This window comes from Collimonas fungivorans, from assembly GCF_028292705.1.
GTDB classification, from domain to species: Bacteria; Pseudomonadota; Gammaproteobacteria; order Burkholderiales; family Burkholderiaceae_D; genus Collimonas; species Collimonas fungivorans_B.
The window spans coordinates 1-17,418 of sequence record NZ_JAQGLV010000319.1; the positions used below are offsets into that span (position 1 = coordinate 1).

The window sequence follows — 17,418 nt, forward strand, 5'->3', positions numbered from 1 at the left end:
GGACGGTTACATCTGGTAGCAACTATGCATGATTGGAAATAGTGGAGCAATAAGCTCTGTCCTATACTATGTGCACAGCATGTGCTGCCGGATACCTGCGCATTTGCCTGCGGAAAACAGAAAAACCGGAGTTCACCGAAGTTTGCTGAACAGACCCGAAAGAAAAGGAGTTGATCATGCGTACGCTCATAATTTTGGCCGCGGTCGCCATGCTGGCCGGTTGCGCCACGGATGCCGAACGCGCCGCCCAGGCACAGCGCGACGTCGACCAGATGATGCGCATCTATGGCCCGGCTTGCGAAAGACTGGGGTATAAAGGCAATAGCAATGAATGGCGCAGCTGCGTGCTGCGGCTCGATACAAAAGACAATACCGAACGTTACCCGGCGACCACCACCTGCTTCGGGCATCCTGGCTTGTTCCAGTGTTCCACCTTCTGACGGCAGCGTTTTTTCATAAGTCAAAGCCGTATTCCACAGGGCGTTGATCCTCGCATCGATGCCCTGTTTTAACGTGGAAGCCGTGCCGCGTTTCCTGATTCCGACAGCGCCGTCACGCTGGACCCGCTTCTGTTCTTCCACTGCGCATCGCCGGTTCGCAACGAATCAGGTTAGGCCTTCCCTTAGCTCATAACCGAGCGTCCCCACAGTATATTTCTTGCACGCGCAACCTTGATTGCGCGTGTCAACGGTGAGGGCATTCCATGAAAAAATATCTTCTTGCGGCAGTCGCATTTGTCGCTGCTATCGGTCCGGCCGGTTCGTCTGCATTTGCAGGGGAGCCCTTGGTCACGCGCGCCTGGCAACGATCCGAGCCAGCTCTAGGGCAGATGTTACGGCGCAGCGATCGTGCGACGGACATTGATGAGTTTGCGCGGAAAATGCAGGTCCTGGTGGCGAAGAGCTGGCGAATCAGCAACCGCATCTGGCCGGATACAAACATGGCGGATCGCTATCTGATCTTGGTTGCCGGCGACCAGGCCCGCGAAATCAGCCTGGCCGGCGTGGTGCCGGTGCCGCGTTCTTCGGTGGAGACAGCGCCGCCCCATACTTTTCCCGGCCCTGGCGCTTATCGTTTCATCTGGTGGAAGGAAGGCCGCCAAGCTACCGTCATTGATCTTGATCAGACCTTGCCGTGGACACAGCCGGTTGACGCCTTGCCGCCGCGCCCTGAGGTCGAGGAGGTCCACAGGTTCGCCGTGCACGAAACATTTCACCTGATACAGTTCGCGGAGCAGCGCTGGAACGTGCCGCGCCCAGAGGTATTTGTGCCGGAATACCCGCTCTCGGACAATGCTTCACTGTACCGGGCCATGCTCTATCACACGTTGCGTACTGCTGCTGCAGATCCAGGCAGGAGAGATGAGCGGCTCGCTGAAGCAGCTTACTGGAATACAGCCTTCACGGCAGAGTTTCCAAAAGCTGCCGCGGCATCAAAATTTGGCGATCTGGCCGAAGGAGCCGCCCAGCATTTCGAGACCCAGATGCTGGCTGCCACATTGATCGACCATCCAGAAGACGACGCTGCACGCAGGGCGAAAGCTTCTGAATTGACTCATGCGCTTACGCCAGGCATGCTGAGATTTTATTTCATCAACAGCTTCGGGCATACTTATCTTGTCGGCCAGGTTGCCGGTGGCGTGCTGGATCGAGGCGACTCTCCCTGGCGCACGGATGCTGTCGCCGGCCGCTCGCCTGTCGCAAGCTTGCTCGATAACGTTACGCCGCCGGTTTCCCCGCCGTCGCCGGATACTGCCATAGTCCGGGACAACACGGTCTCGGTAGCGCAGCGCAATGTGGTGCTCGGCGTTCAGCTGGAGCCGGCAATCCAGGGCTTCCTCGATCCCGGCCATGTCCTGCTGCTGCTTCCTCCCTGGTGGGAGATGCGGGTCGATCCGAGCAAGGAAAAGGAGATTGAAGAAGCGATGGCTCAGACGGTGCCCTATGCCACCGGCTTATATGCATCGGGCCGGTTGCCGCATGAGCTGTATAGTTCCTGGGTCGGCGCCTACCTGCTAGGCAATGGAAATTTTGTCATCAAGAATCTGGCGGCCCTGAAGGGAAGCATCGATTCCAGGGAATACATGATTGTTCCGCTGGACCCGAGTGCGCCTGGGTTTCAGTTAAGCGACGGTCGCCTGGATCTGACCATGTCCGCCATGTACGGCAGCTTGCCGGTTGAAAAGCTGGTTGACGGCAATGGCCGGATTTTGCTCAGGGCGATCGATAACAGGTGATGCGGGACGATCCATCTTCATGTCCGTGCTTGTCCTGCGCTATTGATGGAAAACATCCGCAATCTAAGCCGCGCCTGGCGCATCGTGGCAGCAGACACAAAGCTTGTTGCCATCGGCATCGCGGAAATAGGCGCCGTAATAATCGGGATGATATTCCAGGCGCAGGCCGGGCGCGCCTTCGCAGGACCCGCCATTGCGCAAGGCCGCGGCGTAGGCCTTGTCGACAGCCGTGCGCGTCGGAGCGAGCAGCGCGATCATCTGACCGTTGCCGGCAGCGGCCTCGCCGCTATAGGGGGAACCGATGATGAACAGGGGGCGCGCCTTGCCGTTGGCCATCCATGCCGCCCACGGTTTGTCCGCGTCGCAGAATTTGAGCTGCAGGTCCAGGACTTCCATGATGGCAGAATAGAAGCCGAATGCGCGCTGAAAATCGGTGACGCCGACAAAAACATGAGAGATCATGGGGTTTTTCCTTTCGATGGAAGAAAGACGTGAGTGATCAATACAATCTGCAACGTTTTGTGGCCGCCCAGCAGCCGGTCTTCGATATCGTACGCGAAGAATTGAGCCAGGGCAGCAAGCGGAGCCATTGGATGTGGTTCGTCTTCCCTCAGATTGAAGGACTGGGGCACAGCGCTACGGCGGTCAAGTATGCGATCTCGTCGCTTGAAGAAGCCCGGGCGTACCTGGAGCATCCGCTGCTGGGGCCGCGCCTGCGGGAATGCTGCCGGCTGGTAGCGGTTGTGGACGGGCGCTCGGCAGAAGATATTTTTGGTTTCCCTGACTACATGAAATTTCAATCGTCACTGACCTTGTTTGCACAAGCTGCAACCGACAATCAGGCTTTCAACGAATGCCTGAAAAAATACTTTGGGGGAGAGCCTGATCAGGCTACGCTTGTTCGGCTATGAGCCTCTGCTTCGACTCGCAGCAGGGGCCAGCGTGACAACCAGTTTTTGCTCCGCAAGCGATCGTCAAACTGTGCGCGTTTCGCATCGACGAAGCAGGGCGTCGGCCGGACGATGGCTGAGTACAAATCGTCCAGCCCGAATGGCGCTGCGATTTCCGGGCCGTTGCCGTCGGCGTACCTGACTGCCACCGCAGTCGCTGTTTCCGGCCAAAAGCGCATGGCGTCGCTAGCGGATTGATAAGGCGCATCGCCGTTGCGGACGTGCATGCGTCTCTGGTTTTTTACCGACCACTCGATAGACGCGTCCAAAGATTTCAGGCTATTTTCTATCTGCAAGTCGGCGTCTGCACTTTGCTGAGAAGGATCAAACCAGATCACATCGACATCGCCCGATGGAGGTGAAGGCGTTTGTCCGTGCAGGAAATCCCAGACCGCATTTCTGACAAAGCCAGCCGCGATCCAGCAATCTGGCAGGCGCAGGGAATGCACCAGCGCCAGGATGCGCAACCGCTCAGGATCCGCCTGCAGCAGGGCCTTGAGATCACCGGCGTGTTTCATTTCTCCGAAGTGAGAGACAACCGCATGGGGACAAAACATATGCCATGCATTTCAACCTGCGGACCGGTTTTGATGAAGCCGAAACGCTCATAGACAGGCAAAGCCAAAGGCGAGGAATTGACTGTAAACGCTTCGATGGTTTCGAGCGCAGTCGTTGCCATTTTCGCCGTCTGCCAAAGCTGCCTGGCCAAACCGCGGCGCTGAAAATCCCGGGCGACAAACAGATGGCACAGGTGGCTGCGATCGCGCAGTGTGATAAACCCCGCGAGTACGCCGTCTTCAAAAGCCAGGTGGTACTGATAGCGCGGATCGGGGATATATCCCTTTACGGCGGTTACTGAGACGGATTCGAAGAAACGTTCAGCGCCTTTGCCGTCAGGCGTGGCCAGGAATTCATGCGTAAAGCAGTGGATCAACGCGGTGATGGCGTCGGCGTCTTCGATACGGGCAGCGCGGAATTCCATGCGCGGTCCTTAGATCAAGCCATCGAACAGGATCACCTCGACCGCATCGCCGGCGGCCACGTCGCCCTGTTCATGCGCCAGCACGATCATGCAGTTGGCTTCCGCCATCGAACGCAAGATGCCCGAGCCCTGGGCGGCGGTGGGGCGCACGCTCCACTGACCGTCGGCCATGCTGAGGATGCCGCGCTGGTACTCGGTGCGTCCCGGGCGCTTGCGGATGGCGACGGCCGCGGTGGCGCGCATCAGCGGCAATGGGGCGACTTGGGCGCCCATCATCTGCAGCAAGGCCTCGCGCGCGAAAAAGTAAAACGACACCATGACCGCCACCGGATTGCCGGGCAGGCCGAAGAACAGGGCTTGCTTGCCGCCTGACGTAATGCTGCCGAACGCCAGCGGACGGCCCGGGCGCATGCCGATTTTCCAGAAGGCGACGTCGCCCAGCTGCGCCATCATCTGCTTGGTGTGGTCGGCGTCGCCGACCGAGACGCCGCCGGAAGTAATGATGGCGTCGGCATTCTCGCAAGCGCTGCGGAAAGCGCTTTCCAGCGCCTGCGGATCGTCGCCGACCACGCCCATGTCGATGATGTCGCAGCCCAGCCGCTGCAGCATGCCGTACAAGGTGTAGCGGTTGGAATCGTAGACGCAGCCGGGATCCAGCACTTCACCCACTGAGCGCAGTTCGTCGCCGGTCGAGAAAAACGCCACGCGCAGGCGCCGCCTTACCGGGATTTCGGCGATGCCGAGCGAGGCTAGCAAGCCGAGGTCGGCTGGACGCAGGATGCGGCCTTGGGCAATCGCGGCGCTGCCGGCTTTCAGGTCTTCGCCGGCCAGGCGGCGATTCGCGCCGGGTTTGACGGCATCGGCCGGGATGGTGACGAAACCGGTCGCGCTGCCGGGGCTGACAAATTCTTGCGGGATGACGGTGTCGAGCCCGTCCGGCATCAGGGCGCCGGTCATGATCCGCACCGCCTGGCCGCTGGCAACCGCTCCCATGTAGGCGCGGCCGGCGTGGGCGGTGCCGGCCACGGTCAGCACGGTATCGGCGTCATGGCGCAGGTCGGCCGAGTTGAAGGCATAGCCGTCCATGGCCGAGTTGTCGTGCGCCGGGACGTCGATCGGCGAGATGATGTCGCTGGCCAGCACGCGGTCGAGGGCGCTGCGCAGCGCCACTTTTTCAATCGCGCTGACCGGCGTGATGCAATCGCGGATGATGGCCTGCGCTTGCCTGACCGGCATGGCGTGCGGATCGTAGTCCGACATGCAGCTGGTCAGTTCGGACAGGGATGGCTTGGCGGGATAGGCATTCAGAGTGGTCATTGCGTTTGCATTATCGCTGTAGTAACTGTTCTCGGGTATTGATGTTACGGAAGGCGTCGGCATCGGTAAACAGCGTTTCGCAATAGTTGAGGCGGCGGTACCAGGTTTCCATCTTACGCCCGCCGTCCTGCAGGTAGTCATTGAGGTCGGTCAATAAACCGGTTTTCAGCAGCATGAATACCGGCTGCGGCCAGATGTCCTGGTCGCTGCCTTCGCGGGTAGAGGCAACCGCCAGGTCGGCGCCGGCGCCAGCCAGTGCTTGCGCCAGGCGCCGCACCAGGTCATGCGGCAGGTAGGGCGAGTCGCAGGGGGCGGTCGCCAGGTAGGGCGTGCCGCAGTGGCGCAGGCCGGCCTGCAGGCCCGCTAGCGGGCCTGCGAAGCCAGGCTGCTCATCCGGCCAGACCGGCGCCCCGAACGCCGCGTAGCTGTCCTGGTTGCGGTTGGCGTTGATGATCAGGCTGTTCACTTGCGGCGCCAGGCGGGCGATGACGTGCGCCGCCATCGGCTTGCCGTCGAGCAGGGCCAGGCCCTTGTCGATCCCGCCCATGCGCGTGCCGCGGCCGCCGGCCAGTATCAGGCCGGTGATATTCAGCGCAGAGGGGGGCGGGCAAGTTTCCATGGTGTGGCTCGGTCAGCCGCCTATGTACGACATTTCCACTTTCTTGCGGGGCGAAGCCAGGCGCTCGGTTTGCTGCGTGCGCAACTCGGAATAACGGTCGTCGCGGGCGCGCCATAGCTGGCCGATCACGCTGGAGATTTCGCGGTCGCTGCATTCGTTGCGCAACAAGGCACGCAGGTCGTGGCCGGCGCTGGCGAACAGGCAGGTGTACAGCTTGCCTTCGGTCGACAGGCGGGCGCGTGAACAGTCGTGGCAAAACGCCTGGGTGACGCTGGAAATCAGGCCGACTTCACCGATGCCGTCTTCATAGCGCCAGCGCTGTGCGGTTTCGCCGACGTAGTTGGCTGCCAGCGGCTGCATCGGCAGTTCGCTCTGGATTATCTGCGCGACTTCGGCGGAGGGCACTACTTCATCCATCTTCCAGCCGTTGGAGGCGCCCACATCCATATATTCTATGAAGCGCAGGATGTACGGCGTGTTCTTGAAATAGCGCGCCATCGGCAGGATTTCCTGCTCGTTGACGCCGCGCTTGACCACCATGTTGACCTTGATCGGACCGAGCCCGACCTGATGCGCTACATCCAGCCCATGCAAGACATCGGCCACCGGGAAATCGGCGTCGTTCATGCGCTGGAAAATGTTTTCATCGAGTGCGTCGAGCGAGACGGTGACGCGGTTCAGGCCGGCGTCTTTCAGGGCCTGGGCCTTTTTCGCCAGCAGCGAACCGTTGGTGGTCAGGGTCAGGTCGAGCGGCTTGCCGTCCGGCGTCTTCAGGGCGCTCAGCATGCCGATCAGCTTTTCGATGTGCTTGCGCAGCAGGGGTTCGCCGCCGGTCAGGCGGATCTTGTGCACGCCGTGGGCGACGAACAGGCTCGCCAGGCGCGTGATTTCTTCAAACGACAGCAGGGCGGTGTGCGGCAGGAACGCATAGTCCTTGTCGAATACCGCACGCGGCATGCAATAGACGCAGCGGAAATTGCAGCGGTCGGTGACCGAGATGCGCAAGTCGTGCAGCGGCCGCCCCAGCTCGTCCGCTATCAGGCCGGTCGGCGTTTCGAGGATAGAGGGCAATGCAGGTGGCAAGGGCAGCGGCAAGAAACTGCGGCTATCGATCAGCGGGATGACTTTTCTAGTCATAGTGTGTGTCTGGAAAAATGTGCAATGTCTTGCATCTATATATAGGGTGATAACTTCTACAAGATACCATGAGCGTCGTTTTTTAGCTTCAGCGCCTGCTGAACCTTGGGAGTGCGGCAATTCTCGCAATTTCAAACATATCGCCTGCGCCAGACGTGACAAAGGGAGTCTGGGACTCCCTTTGTTGTACTACTGTCTAGCTGCTACGCCATCAGGTGGCGCACCGGCTTACTGCGGGCGCTGGGTTTCGATCTGCACCAGCGGTTCGCTGGATTGCGCCGGCAAAGGCTTGCGTTCGCGCGGCACATGTGGCGCCGCAACGATGTTAGCCGTTGCTTCCTGCGCAGCGCGCAGTTTGCTCGGATCGGTCGCCGCCAGGGTCAGGCCGGCTGCAGCCAGTACGCTTTGCAGGTCTTCCACCTTAGGCGATCCGCTGGAAACGGCTGTCTTGATGACGACTGGCGCTTCTGCTACCGGCGCTGCCGTTTCAGCGACCACAGGGGCAATCACTGGAGCAACCACCGGGGCAACTACGGGCGCTGCCGGAGCCAGCGGCGCAGGGGTTTCTTCGATCTGCGGTTCTGCTACTGGCTGGCTGGCAACTACCGGGGCTGCTTCAGGTACGGCCGGCGCAGGAGCGGCAGGCTGTTCTGGCACGATTGCTGCCGGAGCGGCTACCGGCTCAGGTTCTGCCACAACCGGCGCTGCAACAACCGGCTCCGGCGCAGGAACTGCTACCGGCGCCGCTTCAGCGACGACAGGAGCGGCTTCCTCTTGCGGAGCAATTTGCTGAGGCACCAGCGGCGCTGCGATTGCATTCGACAAGGCGGTCGGCGCCGCTGTCGTTTCAACTGCCGGAGCAGCGCTTTCCTGCGCCATCGGCACTGCCGAGGCCATCATCGGTACGCTGTTGCTGGCCGGGCTGCTTGCTTCGGCTGGCGCTGGAGCGTTCACTGCCTCGGGAGCATCTGCATCGTTGTCGGTATCGGCCGCGTCTGCTGCTGCAGTGGCTTCGCCTGTTTCGATGTCGTCGCTGCTGCCTTCGGTGCTGCCTTCGGCGCCGTCGCGATCGCGGCGGTTACGGTTGCGGCCACCGCGGCGGCGGCGGCGGCGTGGTTCTTCGTCTTCACCGGCTTTGGCTTCAACGCGTTCGCTATCGGCTTGCACCGCTTCCGTCGCATCAGCGGCTTCGGTGATGCTGCTGACGGCAACGCCGGCAGCGGCGACTACGCCACCCTTGAGCAAGGTCTCGTCGACCTTGATTTCGCTCAGGTTTTCCTTGCGCTCTTCGCGTGGCGGACGCGGAGGGCGTTCGGCGCGCTCGCGCCGGCCTTCATTGCGTGGTTCCGCCTTGCTGTCGCTGGCTTCGCGTGGTTCCCGCTGCTCTTTAGGCTCGCGCGGAGGACGTGGCGGACGGGCTTGCTGGGTTTTGGCTTCGACAGCTTCCACCAGCGGTTTCTTGGCGTTGTCGTCGCGTGTTTCCTGCGCACTGCCATCGCGGTTGCGGCCACCGCGGTTACGGCCGCGCTGGCCACGGTTGTTGCGGTCGCCACGGTCGCCGCGTTGCTGCGGGCCCTTGGCTTCTGCGCTAGCGGCAGGAGTTGCTGCCGGCGCTGCCGGCTTGCTGAAGAAGAAGCCGAAGATCTTGCCGAGGAAACCTGTTTCTGCCGGGCTGGCAGCGGCAACCGCTGTCGGACGGGCTTCCACCGGCTTGCGCTCGACGATAGGGGCCGGCTGGTCTGGCGTGATGCCCTTGACCACGGCTTCCTGACGCGGCTTGCCTTCTTCTTTCTGGGTCTTGCTGTAACCGATGTCGGTATCCGCCTGCTCCGCCATGGCGTAGCTGGCCTGGGTTTCTTCCAGGCGCGGATCGTCGTGCTTCAGGCGTTCCAGCTTGTAGTGCGGGGTTTCCAGGTGCTTGTTCGGGATCAGGATGATGCCGACCCGGTGACGGGTTTCGATCTTCAGGATCTCGCCGCGCTTTTCGTTGAGCAGGAAAGCGGCGACGTCGACCGGCGCCTGGACGTGGATCGCTGCCGAGTTTTCTTTCATCGCCTCTTCCTGGATGATGCGCAGGACTTGCAGGGCGGACGATTCGGTATCGCGGATATGGCCAGTGCCGTTGCAGCGCGGGCATGTCACATGGCTGCCTTCCGACAGCGACGGACGCAGGCGCTGGCGCGACAGTTCCATCAGGCCGAAGCGCGAGATCTTGCCCATCTGGACGCGGGCGCGGTCATAGCGCAGGGCGTCTTTCAGGCGGGTTTCGACTTCGCGCTGGTTCTTCGAATTCTCCATGTCGATGAAGTCGATCACGATCAGGCCGCCGAGATCGCGCAAACGCAATTGGCGCGCAACTTCTTCCGCTGCTTCGCAATTGGTGTTGAAGGCGGTGGTCTCGATGTCGCCGCCGCGGGTGGCGCGGGCGGAGTTGACGTCCACCGACACCAGGGCTTCGGTATGGTCGATCACGATGGCGCCGCCGGATGGCAGCGGCACGGTGCGGGAATACGCGGTTTCGATCTGGTGTTCGATCTGGAAGCGGGAGAACAGCGGCACGTCGTCGCGGTAGCGCTTCACGCGGTGCACCATGTCGGGCATGACGTGGGCCATGAACTGCTGGGCCTGGTCGTGGATTTCGTCGGTGTCGATCAGGATTTCGCCGATATCCGGCTGGAAATAGTCGCGGATCGCGCGGATCACCAGCGACGATTCCTGGTAAATCAGGAAGGCGCCCTTGCCTTGCGTGCCGGCGCCTTCGATGGCGCGCCAGAGTTGCATCAGGTAGTTCAAGTCCCATTGCAATTCGTCAACGTTGCGGCCGATGCCGGCAGTGCGGGCAATCACCGACATGCCGCTTGGCAGGTCCAGCTGATCCATGGTTTCGCGCAGTTCCTGGCGATCCTCGCCTTCGACCCGGCGCGAAACACCGCCGCCGCGCGGGTTGTTCGGCATCAGGACCAGGTAACGGCCAGCCAGTGAAACGAAGGAGGTCAGGGCCGCGCCTTTGTTGCCGCGCTCTTCCTTTTCGACCTGCACCATGATTTCCTGGCCTTCGCGCAGGGCATCCTTGATCGATGCGCTGCGGACGTCTACACCTTCTTTAAAGTAAGTGCGGGCAACTTCCTTGAACGGCAAAAAGCCATGACGCTCTTCACCGTAGTTGACGAAACAGGCTTCCAGCGACGGCTCGATACGGGTAATCACACCTTTGTAGATATTGGACTTGCGTTGTTCGCGTCCGGTGGTTTCGATATCGATGTCGATGAGCTTTTGCCCGTCAACAATAGCCACGCGCAGTTCTTCTTGCTGCGTGGCATTAAACAACATGCGTTTCATTTTTCGCTCCGTGACCCTTGGGTCATTGCAATGGCGCTTAAAGATTGCTGTTCTTCAGCATTTCTGTCAGCGACAAAAAGTACAAGGATGTACGCGAGAACGGAGTGTCAGGGGGGAGAGAATTGCCTTGGTGTGTATGCGCTATATGAGCGCAGTGCACAGGCGCGGATATAGTGCTGCCGTTTTACTGAAAACTACCAGCGCGCGCCGGCAGAGCATCCTGCGGTTCGCGGAACGCGAGCACGACGCTTGGCGGTGAGCAGCTTGATAGAGCCAAATAAAGCATTGGTTTCAGTAAGTACGCGGCAAATTTAAAAACACTACATCAACCGGCGAGCTCGTCGCGATCGTTTGGATCGCATCGGGCTCGCCGGACTTTATCCTAATCATCCAGACATTCTTGTTCAGCATCCGTGCGCGTTATCCGATGACAACAACGGTGCGACCTTGACTCGCGCAGGGGTGATGCGTACACATTTCCCATCAAATTTGCAAATTGGCGAGGCTGATGGGGACGCCCCTGTGTAGAATGGTCTTTTTATTCTTACACCAGCAACTGTTTTCTAACAATTGCGGAACAATTATATATTCAAAATGAAGGACTTAGCGAGATTTTCTGGAGGACGAGTCAAGACTCGCCCCGAGCCGCGGACACAAGCCGCGGGCAAGCATAAGGCCGAACCCAAAGTAGCCGTGGAGCAAGAGATGCAGTTAACACCACCTGCGCCGCCTCTTGCCGTCCAAATGCTGACTATTGCGGAAGACGACGCAGGTCAGCGTATCGACAATTTTTTATTGCGTATTTGTAAAGGAGTGCCCAAGAGCCATATCTATCGCGTGTTGCGCTCCGGTGAGGTCAGGGTCAACAAAGGCCGCATCGACCAGACTTATCGCCTGGTCGAGGGCGACATAATCCGGGTGCCGCCGATTCGAATTGCTGAAAAGCAAACACAAGTGGTAGCGCCAGGGGCGGAATTCAAGATATTACTGGAAGACAATCATTTGCTGGTGATCGACAAGCCGGCGGGGGTTGCCGTGCACGGCGGCTCCGGCGTCAGCTATGGTGTCATCGAGCAACTCCGCGCCGCCCGCCCGCAAGCCAAGTTCCTGGAACTGGTGCACCGGCTGGACCGCGATACTTCCGGCATCCTGCTGCTGGCGAAGAAACGTTCCGCACTGACCAACCTGCACGAGCAGATGCGCGACGGCGACACCGACAAGCGTTACCTAGTGCTGGTGCATGGCGACTGGCAAAACGAGCGCCAGCATGTCAAGCTGCCGTTGCACAAGTATACGGCGGCCGACGGCGAGCGCCGGGTGCGGGTGCAGGCCGACGGCCAGGCGTCGCACACGATTTTCAACCTGATCCGGCGTTATGGCGACTATGCTTTGCTGGAAGCCGAGCTGAAGACCGGCCGCACCCACCAGATTCGGGTCCATCTGTCGGCCAGCGGCTTCGCCATCGCCGGCGACGACAAATACGGCGACTTTGCCTTGAACCGGACTTTGCAGAAGGCTGACGGACAGCGTGTCGCGCTGAAACGGATGTTCTTGCATGCTTACCAGATTACTTTTGCGCATCCGGAGACGGGCAAGCCGGTGACCCTCAAGGCGCCGCTGCCGCCGGAATGCGAGAGATTCCTGAAAAGCCTGTCGAAAGATATCCCTGCGGCAATGTCGGAAGCTAAGGGCGATCAGAATATCAGTTAGTATTTGCTTATCGGTTTGCCGGTTTTTCGATCGGCAGGCCAAACCCAATTACAGGAGCTGGCAAGGTATTGCCAGGCAATATGGCGCGAAAGAATTTTGATTTAATTGTATTTGATTGGGATGGCACCTTGATGGACAGTACCGCCATCATCGTGAAATGTATCCAGGCCGCGGCCAGGGATCTGGGACTGGCGGTTCCGGACAACAAGGCCGCCTCGCACGTGATCGGGCTGGGCCTGGCGGAAGCCATGCAGGTTGCGATGCCGGGCCTGGAGCCCAGCCAGTATCCGCGGGTAGTGGAACGTTACCGTTATCACTACCTGGCGCAAGACCAGGACCTGACCTTGTTCGACGGCGTGCGCGAAATGCTGGCGGACTTGTCGCAGCAGGGTTATTTCCTGGCGATCGCCACCGGCAAGAGCCGGGTCGGCCTGAATCGCGCCTTGCACGAGACTAAGCTGCTGTCGGCATTCGATGCTACCCGCTGCGCCGACGAGACTTTCTCCAAGCCGCATCCGGCCATGCTGCAGGAACTGACGCGGGAGCTGGGCCAGGACCTGAAGCGCACGGTGATGATCGGCGATACCACCCATGACCTGCAGATGGCCATCAATGCCGGCGCCGCGGGGATCGCGGTCCAGTATGGCGCGCACCCGGCGCATGAGCTGGATGCGCTGAAGCCGTTGTTCAACGCCACCTCGACCGTGCAGTTGCACACCTGGCTTAACGCCAACGCCTGACCGGACCCATTGAGCGACGCGCCGTGAACGATATCCGCCTTCCCCTGTGTGCTTCTTCTGCGCTGGCAGAGCGCGGCAAGGGCGTGCGTTTTGCGGTTACCGCCTGGGGCGAGGAGGCGGTTGCATTCGCCGTACGCCACCACAATATCGTCCACGCTTACCTGAACCGGTGCGCGCACATTTCGCTGGAGCTGGACTGGAACGAGGGCGAGTTTTTCGAGTCCAGCGGTTTGTACCTGATGTGCGCCACGCACGGTGCAGTGTATGAGCCGGAAACCGGGCATTGCGCCGGCGGCCCGTGCCGCGGCGGACGTTTGCACAAGATTCTGGTTGAAGAAAGCAATGATCAGGTGTTCTGGATCCCTGATGAATATGTGCGGCCTGTGATTGCCTGACAGGCCGGCCTGTTCAATAACGATTTCGGATAAACGAAGTGAGTGAAGAACACCATGAGCAATAACGATTTTGAGAATGCGACCACGCCCGCCAAAAAAGAAGGCTGGGAGCGCGAAGTGCTGGAAAAGCTGGCGTTCGCGTCGTTGCGCGAACAGCGCGCGCGCCGCCGCTGGGGAATCTTTTTCAAGCTGACTGTGATCGGCCTGATTGTCTTCGGGGTGTGGCTCGGCATGAATTACGAAGGCTCGGATACGCAGACGGTCGGTGCGCATACGGCGCTGGTCAAGATCAACGGCGCGATCGAATCGGAAGGCAACGGTTCGGCCGGCGTGGTGGTGCCGGCGCTTGACAATGCTTTCGCCGCGGACGATTCGGTCGGCGTGATATTGCGCATCAACAGCCCTGGCGGCAGCCCGGTGCAAGCCGGCATCATCAATGATGAAATCGCGCGCCTGCGCAAGGAATATCCGAACAAGCCGCTGTATGTGGTGGTCGACGAAATGTGCGCCTCGGGCGGTTATTACATTGCCGCCGCGGCCGACAAGATTTATGTCAACAAGGCCAGCATCGTCGGCTCCATCGGCGTGCTGATGGACGGCTTCGGTTTCACCGGCCTGATGGACAAGGTCGGCGTCGAGCGGCGCCTGCTGACTGCCGGCGAGAACAAAGGCTTCCTCGATCCGTTCAGCCCGATGAGCGCGACCCAGAAAGGTTATGCGCAAACCATGCTGGCGGAAATCCACCAGCAGTTCATCGACGTGGTGCGCAAGGGCCGCGGCACGCGCCTGAAAGAAACGCCGGAAACTTTCTCGGGCCTGTTCTGGAGCGGCTCCAAGGCAGTCGAGATGGGCCTGGCGGATGGCTACGGTACGGTGGACAGCGTGGCGCGCGATGTCTTGAAGCAGGAAGATATTGTCGATTACACCAAGAGCGAAGGTTTGCCTGAGCGCGTGCTGAAAAAATTCGGTGTGGCGATGGGCGCCGGCGTGGTGCAATCGCTGGTGAATGACGTCAAGCCAAGCCTGCGTTGAATTTCATGCAAGGCCTGCCGGCAGGCGGGTCTTAAGATAAATATCAAAGTGGAAACCGGCATATGGTAATACCATAATCGGCCTTGTATCTTCGCGATCCTGTCGTATATTAAAGGTACTCAAGGAACAGCGAACGGAGGGGACGATTATCGGAATACCAAAACCCATCACCATACAGATTGAAATTGTTTCGATAGCAAAGAGTCACTCCATCGCAATACAACCCCTTGTTTTGGAGTAGCGCAGTTACTACCGGACAAACCCCCGCATCTCGGATGCGGCACCGAGAAGTTTTCGACTTCTCAACATAAATGTCTTTCGGGACAGGCAAATACGGCGACGGCGCAATACCGTCGCCGTTTTGCGTTATGTGTAATGAAATTATTGGGCCAGGAACAGGAACACGGTTGGTTTTTTATGGAAATCAGGGTGTTTGCCTGCCGCCAGGGCCGCCTTCCATTTTGCGGCAGTCTGGGTCCTGATGGTTTCGGTTGCGAGCGTCAGGTCGGTGGCTACGCAAATCAGCGTGCCGGGCTGGCAGGCAGTGGCCAGGGCTTCCAGGAAAGCGCTGTTGCGGTACGGCGTTTCGATGAACAGTTGCGTTTGCTGTTCCTGGCGCGAGCGCAGTTCCAGCGCCTTGATGCGTTTGCTGCGCTGTTCGGCATCAGTCGGCAGGTAGCCATTGAAGGCAAAACTCTGGCCATTCAGGCCGCTGCTCATGACGGCCAGCAGCAACGACGACGGACCTACCAACGGCCGCACCTGGATGCCTTGTGCATGGGCCAGCCGCACCAGGTTGGCGCCGGGATCGGCGACTGCCGGCACGCCGGCTTCAGAGATCAGGCCGGCGTCTTGCCCTGCAAGGATTGGCGCCAGCAGGGCCGGCAATGCGGCGCTGGCGGTATTGACGTTGAGTTCGGCGATCTGGATTTCCTGCAACGGCTTGGCGAGCGACTGGGCCGCATCGATCAGCTTCAGGAAAGCGCGCGTGGTCTTTGCATTTTCTGCAATGAAATAATCGAGCCTGGCGGTAAGCGCTTGTACTTCCTGCGGGATCACGGCTGCCAGTGCGGCAGCTGGCGATACGGTCTCGTTCTGGCCCAAGGTGTTGGGGATTAAATACAGGGTGCCTGGCATGTTGGTCTATGTGATGAACTATGTTGCGAAAAATGGGAAGGCGGCGCGGCGCAGCATACCGGTCAGCGCGATTAATGGCAAACCGGTGAGGGCAGTCGGATCGGTGCTTTCGATTTTTTCCAGGATGGCGATGCCCAGCCCTTCATTTTTTGCGCTGCCGGCGCAGTCGTAGGGTTGTTCGATGCGCAAGTAGGCGTCCAGTTCGGCGTCGGGCAAGTCGCGGAAAGTGACGAAGGTCTGGATGTTTTCTATCTGCACGGCCTGCTCGGGCTGGCTGTGGCGGCTATCCCACAGGCACAGGGCGGTGTGGAAAATGACGCGGCGGCCGCGCATTTTCTGCAGCTGCGCCAGGGCGTTCTCGTGATTGCCGGGTTTGCCGATCTGCTCGTCGTCCAGCGTCGCCACCTGGTCGGAGCCGATCACCAGCGCATTTGGCGCCGCCAGCGCCACTGTGCGCGCCTTTTCCAGGGCCAGGCGCAGGGCCGTGGCTTGCGGACTCTCGCCAGGATGGGGAGTTTCGTCGATATCCGGGACGATTACCTCAAACGGGATGTGCAGCCGGGAAAGCAGTTCCTTGCGGTATTTCGAGCTGGAGCCGAGGATCAGACGCGGCAGGGATGTATTGGAAGAGGTGGTTTGTTGTAAAGAAGCCATGGTTTTTGTTGCTTATTTGTTGCTTATTGGTTGTTTCTGCGATTGCAGAACGGTAAAATCCCGGCAAATGGCGGACAAAGTGCGGAAAACGCGCTAACACTTTGACGAATAAGGGAAAAGGCTGTTATTATCGCAGGTTTTCCGGGTTCGGCTGGGTTCAGCGTTATTATGAGTGCTTTTGTCATCGACGCCTTTGAGTATGCGCGCCATAAAGAACGTCGTGAAGGCGATACGCTGGTGGCCGATCTGAGCCGCCTCTCGGCTGAGACCGCGGATCGCTCCGGCGCCCTGCATTGGGTCCTGGTTGGCGGCACCGATCAGTCAGGGCATCCGCAACTGACGCTCACTGTCAGCGGTTCGACCAAGATCATGTGCCAGCGCTGCCTGACGCCGTTCGCTTTCGATATCGATTCGGAATCGGTGCTGGTGTTGGCAAAAGACGAAGAAAGCGCCGATGCGATCGATGCGCTGCTTGATAATGACGAGATTGATGTCATCGTCGGCACTAAAACACTGAATATTGTAGAGCTGGTTGAAGATGAGGCGCTGCTGGCCTTGCCGCTGTCGCCGAAACATCCGGTTTGCCCGGACCAGTCGGCGCTTGAAGGCTTGAAAAGCGTCAAGAAAGAGTCGCCGTTTGCGATGCTCAAGAATTTGAAGCAGCAGTAAATAGCAGCGGCAGTAAATGGATTTGGTAAAGAATTGCGGTAAATTTGTCGCGCTGATTTTCACATGAATGTGATTCCGTGTGACTAAGGTGTGGCAATAGGTAGTAAAATCCGCGCACAAACGCGGCAGGAATATCCAGCCTTTCCCTGTTCTGAGGGTTGGATATGTTAAACTTTAAGATCTTAAGAAAGCAGGAGTTATCATGGCAGTTCAACAAAATAAGAAGACCCCATCGAAGCGCGGCATGCACCGTGCCCACGATTTTCTGGTTGCACCTCCGCTGGCTATCGAGCCAACGACTGGTGAAACACATCTGCGCCACCACATCAGCCCGAACGGCTTTTACCGTGGCCGTAAAGTGTTGAAGACCAAGAACGACGAGTAATACTTACTTGTTCTTGCGATGCAGGTCGAAGGCGGCGCGATGAGTTTCTCAGGGCGCCGTTTTTGTATGCAGAATAATTCCTTGCGTCATTTTGAATCGCGCCCAATCTGCCTCAT

Annotated in this window: 18 protein-coding genes; 9 read left to right on the forward strand and 9 right to left on the reverse strand. The window is 59.4% G+C overall.

Annotated elements, in window-relative coordinates; all coding sequences use genetic code 11:
* Positions 1-176: 176 nt before the first annotated feature.
* Together JWQ61_RS17850 and JWQ61_RS17855 are read left to right on the forward strand one after the other, a co-directional pair.
* Positions 177-440: a hypothetical protein gene (locus JWQ61_RS17850; RefSeq protein WP_304361693.1), complete on the forward strand. Its 264-nt coding sequence runs from the start codon at positions 177-179 to the stop codon at positions 438-440.
* 263 nt (positions 441-703) lie between these two features.
* A complete protein-coding gene (locus tag JWQ61_RS17855; RefSeq protein WP_304361694.1) occupies positions 704-2,236 on the forward strand; it encodes a hypothetical protein in 1,533 nt (510 codons plus the stop codon).
* A gap of 63 nt (positions 2,237-2,299) precedes the next feature.
* Here the strand turns inward: JWQ61_RS17855 and JWQ61_RS17860 are convergent, their stop codons facing one another.
* Positions 2,300-2,698, reverse strand: coding sequence for a VOC family protein (locus JWQ61_RS17860; RefSeq protein ID WP_304361695.1), 399 nt, complete (start codon positions 2,696-2,698; stop codon positions 2,300-2,302).
* 29 nt (positions 2,699-2,727) lie between these two features.
* Here JWQ61_RS17860 and JWQ61_RS17865 point away from each other — a divergent pair, with 29 nt between their 5' ends.
* Positions 2,728-3,147 (forward strand): DUF1810 domain-containing protein, encoded by a 420-nt coding sequence (locus JWQ61_RS17865; RefSeq protein ID WP_304361696.1) that lies wholly within the window; start codon positions 2,728-2,730, stop codon positions 3,145-3,147.
* On the opposite strand, the gene JWQ61_RS17870 is transcribed toward JWQ61_RS17865, so the two are convergent.
* From JWQ61_RS17870 to JWQ61_RS17895, 6 genes are all read right to left on the reverse strand, one after another.
* The gene (locus JWQ61_RS17870; protein ID WP_304361697.1) at positions 3,123-3,704 is read right to left on the reverse strand and encodes a nucleotidyltransferase family protein; all 582 of its coding nucleotides are present in this window, start codon (positions 3,702-3,704) and stop codon (positions 3,123-3,125) included. The genes JWQ61_RS17865 and JWQ61_RS17870 overlap by 25 nt on opposite strands.
* Entirely contained in the window at positions 3,701-4,168 is a 468-nt protein-coding gene (locus JWQ61_RS17875) for a GNAT family N-acetyltransferase (protein WP_304361698.1), read from the reverse strand. The genes JWQ61_RS17870 and JWQ61_RS17875 overlap by 4 nt, the downstream gene beginning before the upstream one ends.
* Before the next feature lie 9 nt (positions 4,169-4,177).
* On the reverse strand, positions 4,178-5,485 hold the full coding sequence (gene glp / locus JWQ61_RS17880; protein ID WP_304361699.1) for a gephyrin-like molybdotransferase Glp: 1,308 nt from the start codon (positions 5,483-5,485) through the stop codon (positions 4,178-4,180).
* 10 nt (positions 5,486-5,495) lie between these two features.
* Positions 5,496-6,104, reverse strand: coding sequence for a molybdenum cofactor guanylyltransferase MobA (mobA, locus tag JWQ61_RS17885; protein WP_304361700.1), 609 nt, complete (start codon positions 6,102-6,104; stop codon positions 5,496-5,498).
* A gap of 12 nt (positions 6,105-6,116) precedes the next feature.
* Positions 6,117-7,241 carry a GTP 3',8-cyclase MoaA gene (gene moaA, locus JWQ61_RS17890; RefSeq protein ID WP_304361701.1) on the reverse strand — a complete coding sequence of 375 codons (1,125 nt, stop codon included), beginning with the start codon at positions 7,239-7,241 and terminating at the stop codon, positions 6,117-6,119.
* A 228-nt stretch (positions 7,242-7,469) separates the two neighbouring features.
* Positions 7,470-10,580: an Rne/Rng family ribonuclease gene (locus JWQ61_RS17895; protein ID WP_304361702.1), complete on the reverse strand. Its 3,111-nt coding sequence runs from the start codon at positions 10,578-10,580 to the stop codon at positions 7,470-7,472.
* A gap of 705 nt (positions 10,581-11,285) precedes the next feature.
* Here JWQ61_RS17895 and rluC point away from each other — a divergent pair.
* From rluC to JWQ61_RS17915, 4 genes are all read left to right on the forward strand, one after another.
* Positions 11,286-12,290 (forward strand): 23S rRNA pseudouridine(955/2504/2580) synthase RluC, encoded by a 1,005-nt coding sequence (gene rluC, locus JWQ61_RS17900; protein WP_304361703.1) that lies wholly within the window; start codon positions 11,286-11,288, stop codon positions 12,288-12,290.
* An 80-nt stretch (positions 12,291-12,370) separates the two neighbouring features.
* Entirely contained in the window at positions 12,371-13,030 is a 660-nt protein-coding gene (locus tag JWQ61_RS17905; RefSeq protein ID WP_304361704.1) for an HAD-IIIA family hydrolase, read from the forward strand.
* A 23-nt stretch (positions 13,031-13,053) separates the two neighbouring features.
* On the forward strand, positions 13,054-13,425 hold the full coding sequence (locus tag JWQ61_RS17910; RefSeq protein WP_061540882.1) for a Rieske 2Fe-2S domain-containing protein: 372 nt from the start codon (positions 13,054-13,056) through the stop codon (positions 13,423-13,425).
* Positions 13,426-13,479: 54 nt separating this feature from the next.
* Positions 13,480-14,457, forward strand: a complete 978-nt coding sequence (locus tag JWQ61_RS17915; RefSeq protein WP_304361705.1) for a S49 family peptidase — start codon at positions 13,480-13,482, stop codon at positions 14,455-14,457.
* A 381-nt stretch (positions 14,458-14,838) separates the two neighbouring features.
* On the opposite strand, the gene JWQ61_RS17920 is transcribed toward JWQ61_RS17915, so the two are convergent.
* Positions 14,839-15,594, reverse strand: coding sequence for an SAM-dependent methyltransferase (locus JWQ61_RS17920; RefSeq protein ID WP_304361706.1), 756 nt, complete (start codon positions 15,592-15,594; stop codon positions 14,839-14,841).
* 18 nt (positions 15,595-15,612) lie between these two features.
* Positions 15,613-16,248 (reverse strand): Maf-like protein, encoded by a 636-nt coding sequence (locus JWQ61_RS17925; protein WP_304361707.1) that lies wholly within the window; start codon positions 16,246-16,248, stop codon positions 15,613-15,615.
* A gap of 168 nt (positions 16,249-16,416) precedes the next feature.
* Here JWQ61_RS17925 and JWQ61_RS17930 point away from each other — a divergent pair, with 168 nt between their 5' ends.
* Both JWQ61_RS17930 and rpmF read left to right on the forward strand, forming a co-directional pair.
* The gene (locus tag JWQ61_RS17930; protein WP_304361708.1) at positions 16,417-16,917 is read left to right on the forward strand and encodes a DUF177 domain-containing protein; all 501 of its coding nucleotides are present in this window, start codon (positions 16,417-16,419) and stop codon (positions 16,915-16,917) included.
* A 202-nt stretch (positions 16,918-17,119) separates the two neighbouring features.
* On the forward strand, positions 17,120-17,302 hold the full coding sequence (gene rpmF, locus JWQ61_RS17935) for a 50S ribosomal protein L32 (protein WP_014006864.1): 183 nt from the start codon (positions 17,120-17,122) through the stop codon (positions 17,300-17,302).
* The last annotated feature ends 116 nt before the right edge of the window (positions 17,303-17,418 follow it).

Excerpts from the sequence above, each read along its gene's own strand:
- rluC (WP_304361703.1), top strand. The coding sequence starts at position 11,286 with ATGCAGTTAACACCACCTGCGCCGCCTCTTGCCGTCCAAATGCTGACT.
- JWQ61_RS17855 (WP_304361694.1), top strand. The coding sequence starts at position 704 with ATGAAAAAATATCTTCTTGCGGCAGTCGCATTTGTCGCTGCTATCGGT.
- JWQ61_RS17930 (WP_304361708.1), top strand. The coding sequence starts at position 16,417 with ATGAGTGCTTTTGTCATCGACGCCTTTGAGTATGCGCGCCATAAAGAA.
- JWQ61_RS17850 (WP_304361693.1), top strand. The coding sequence starts at position 177 with ATGCGTACGCTCATAATTTTGGCCGCGGTCGCCATGCTGGCCGGTTGC.
- mobA (WP_304361700.1), bottom strand. The coding sequence starts at position 6,104 with ATGGAAACTTGCCCGCCCCCCTCTGCGCTGAATATCACCGGCCTGATA.
- rpmF (WP_014006864.1), top strand. The coding sequence starts at position 17,120 with ATGGCAGTTCAACAAAATAAGAAGACCCCATCGAAGCGCGGCATGCAC.
- JWQ61_RS17895 (WP_304361702.1), bottom strand. The coding sequence starts at position 10,580 with ATGAAACGCATGTTGTTTAATGCCACGCAGCAAGAAGAACTGCGCGTG.
- JWQ61_RS17920 (WP_304361706.1), bottom strand. The coding sequence starts at position 15,594 with ATGCCAGGCACCCTGTATTTAATCCCCAACACCTTGGGCCAGAACGAG.
- JWQ61_RS17925 (WP_304361707.1), bottom strand. The coding sequence starts at position 16,248 with ATGGCTTCTTTACAACAAACCACCTCTTCCAATACATCCCTGCCGCGT.
- JWQ61_RS17915 (WP_304361705.1), top strand. The coding sequence starts at position 13,480 with ATGAGCAATAACGATTTTGAGAATGCGACCACGCCCGCCAAAAAAGAA.
- JWQ61_RS17905 (WP_304361704.1), top strand. The coding sequence starts at position 12,371 with ATGGCGCGAAAGAATTTTGATTTAATTGTATTTGATTGGGATGGCACC.
- glp (WP_304361699.1), bottom strand. The coding sequence starts at position 5,485 with ATGACCACTCTGAATGCCTATCCCGCCAAGCCATCCCTGTCCGAACTG.
- JWQ61_RS17870 (WP_304361697.1), bottom strand. The coding sequence starts at position 3,704 with ATGAAACACGCCGGTGATCTCAAGGCCCTGCTGCAGGCGGATCCTGAG.
- moaA (WP_304361701.1), bottom strand. The coding sequence starts at position 7,241 with ATGACTAGAAAAGTCATCCCGCTGATCGATAGCCGCAGTTTCTTGCCG.
- JWQ61_RS17875 (WP_304361698.1), bottom strand. The coding sequence starts at position 4,168 with ATGGAATTCCGCGCTGCCCGTATCGAAGACGCCGACGCCATCACCGCG.
- JWQ61_RS17860 (WP_304361695.1), bottom strand. The coding sequence starts at position 2,698 with ATGATCTCTCATGTTTTTGTCGGCGTCACCGATTTTCAGCGCGCATTC.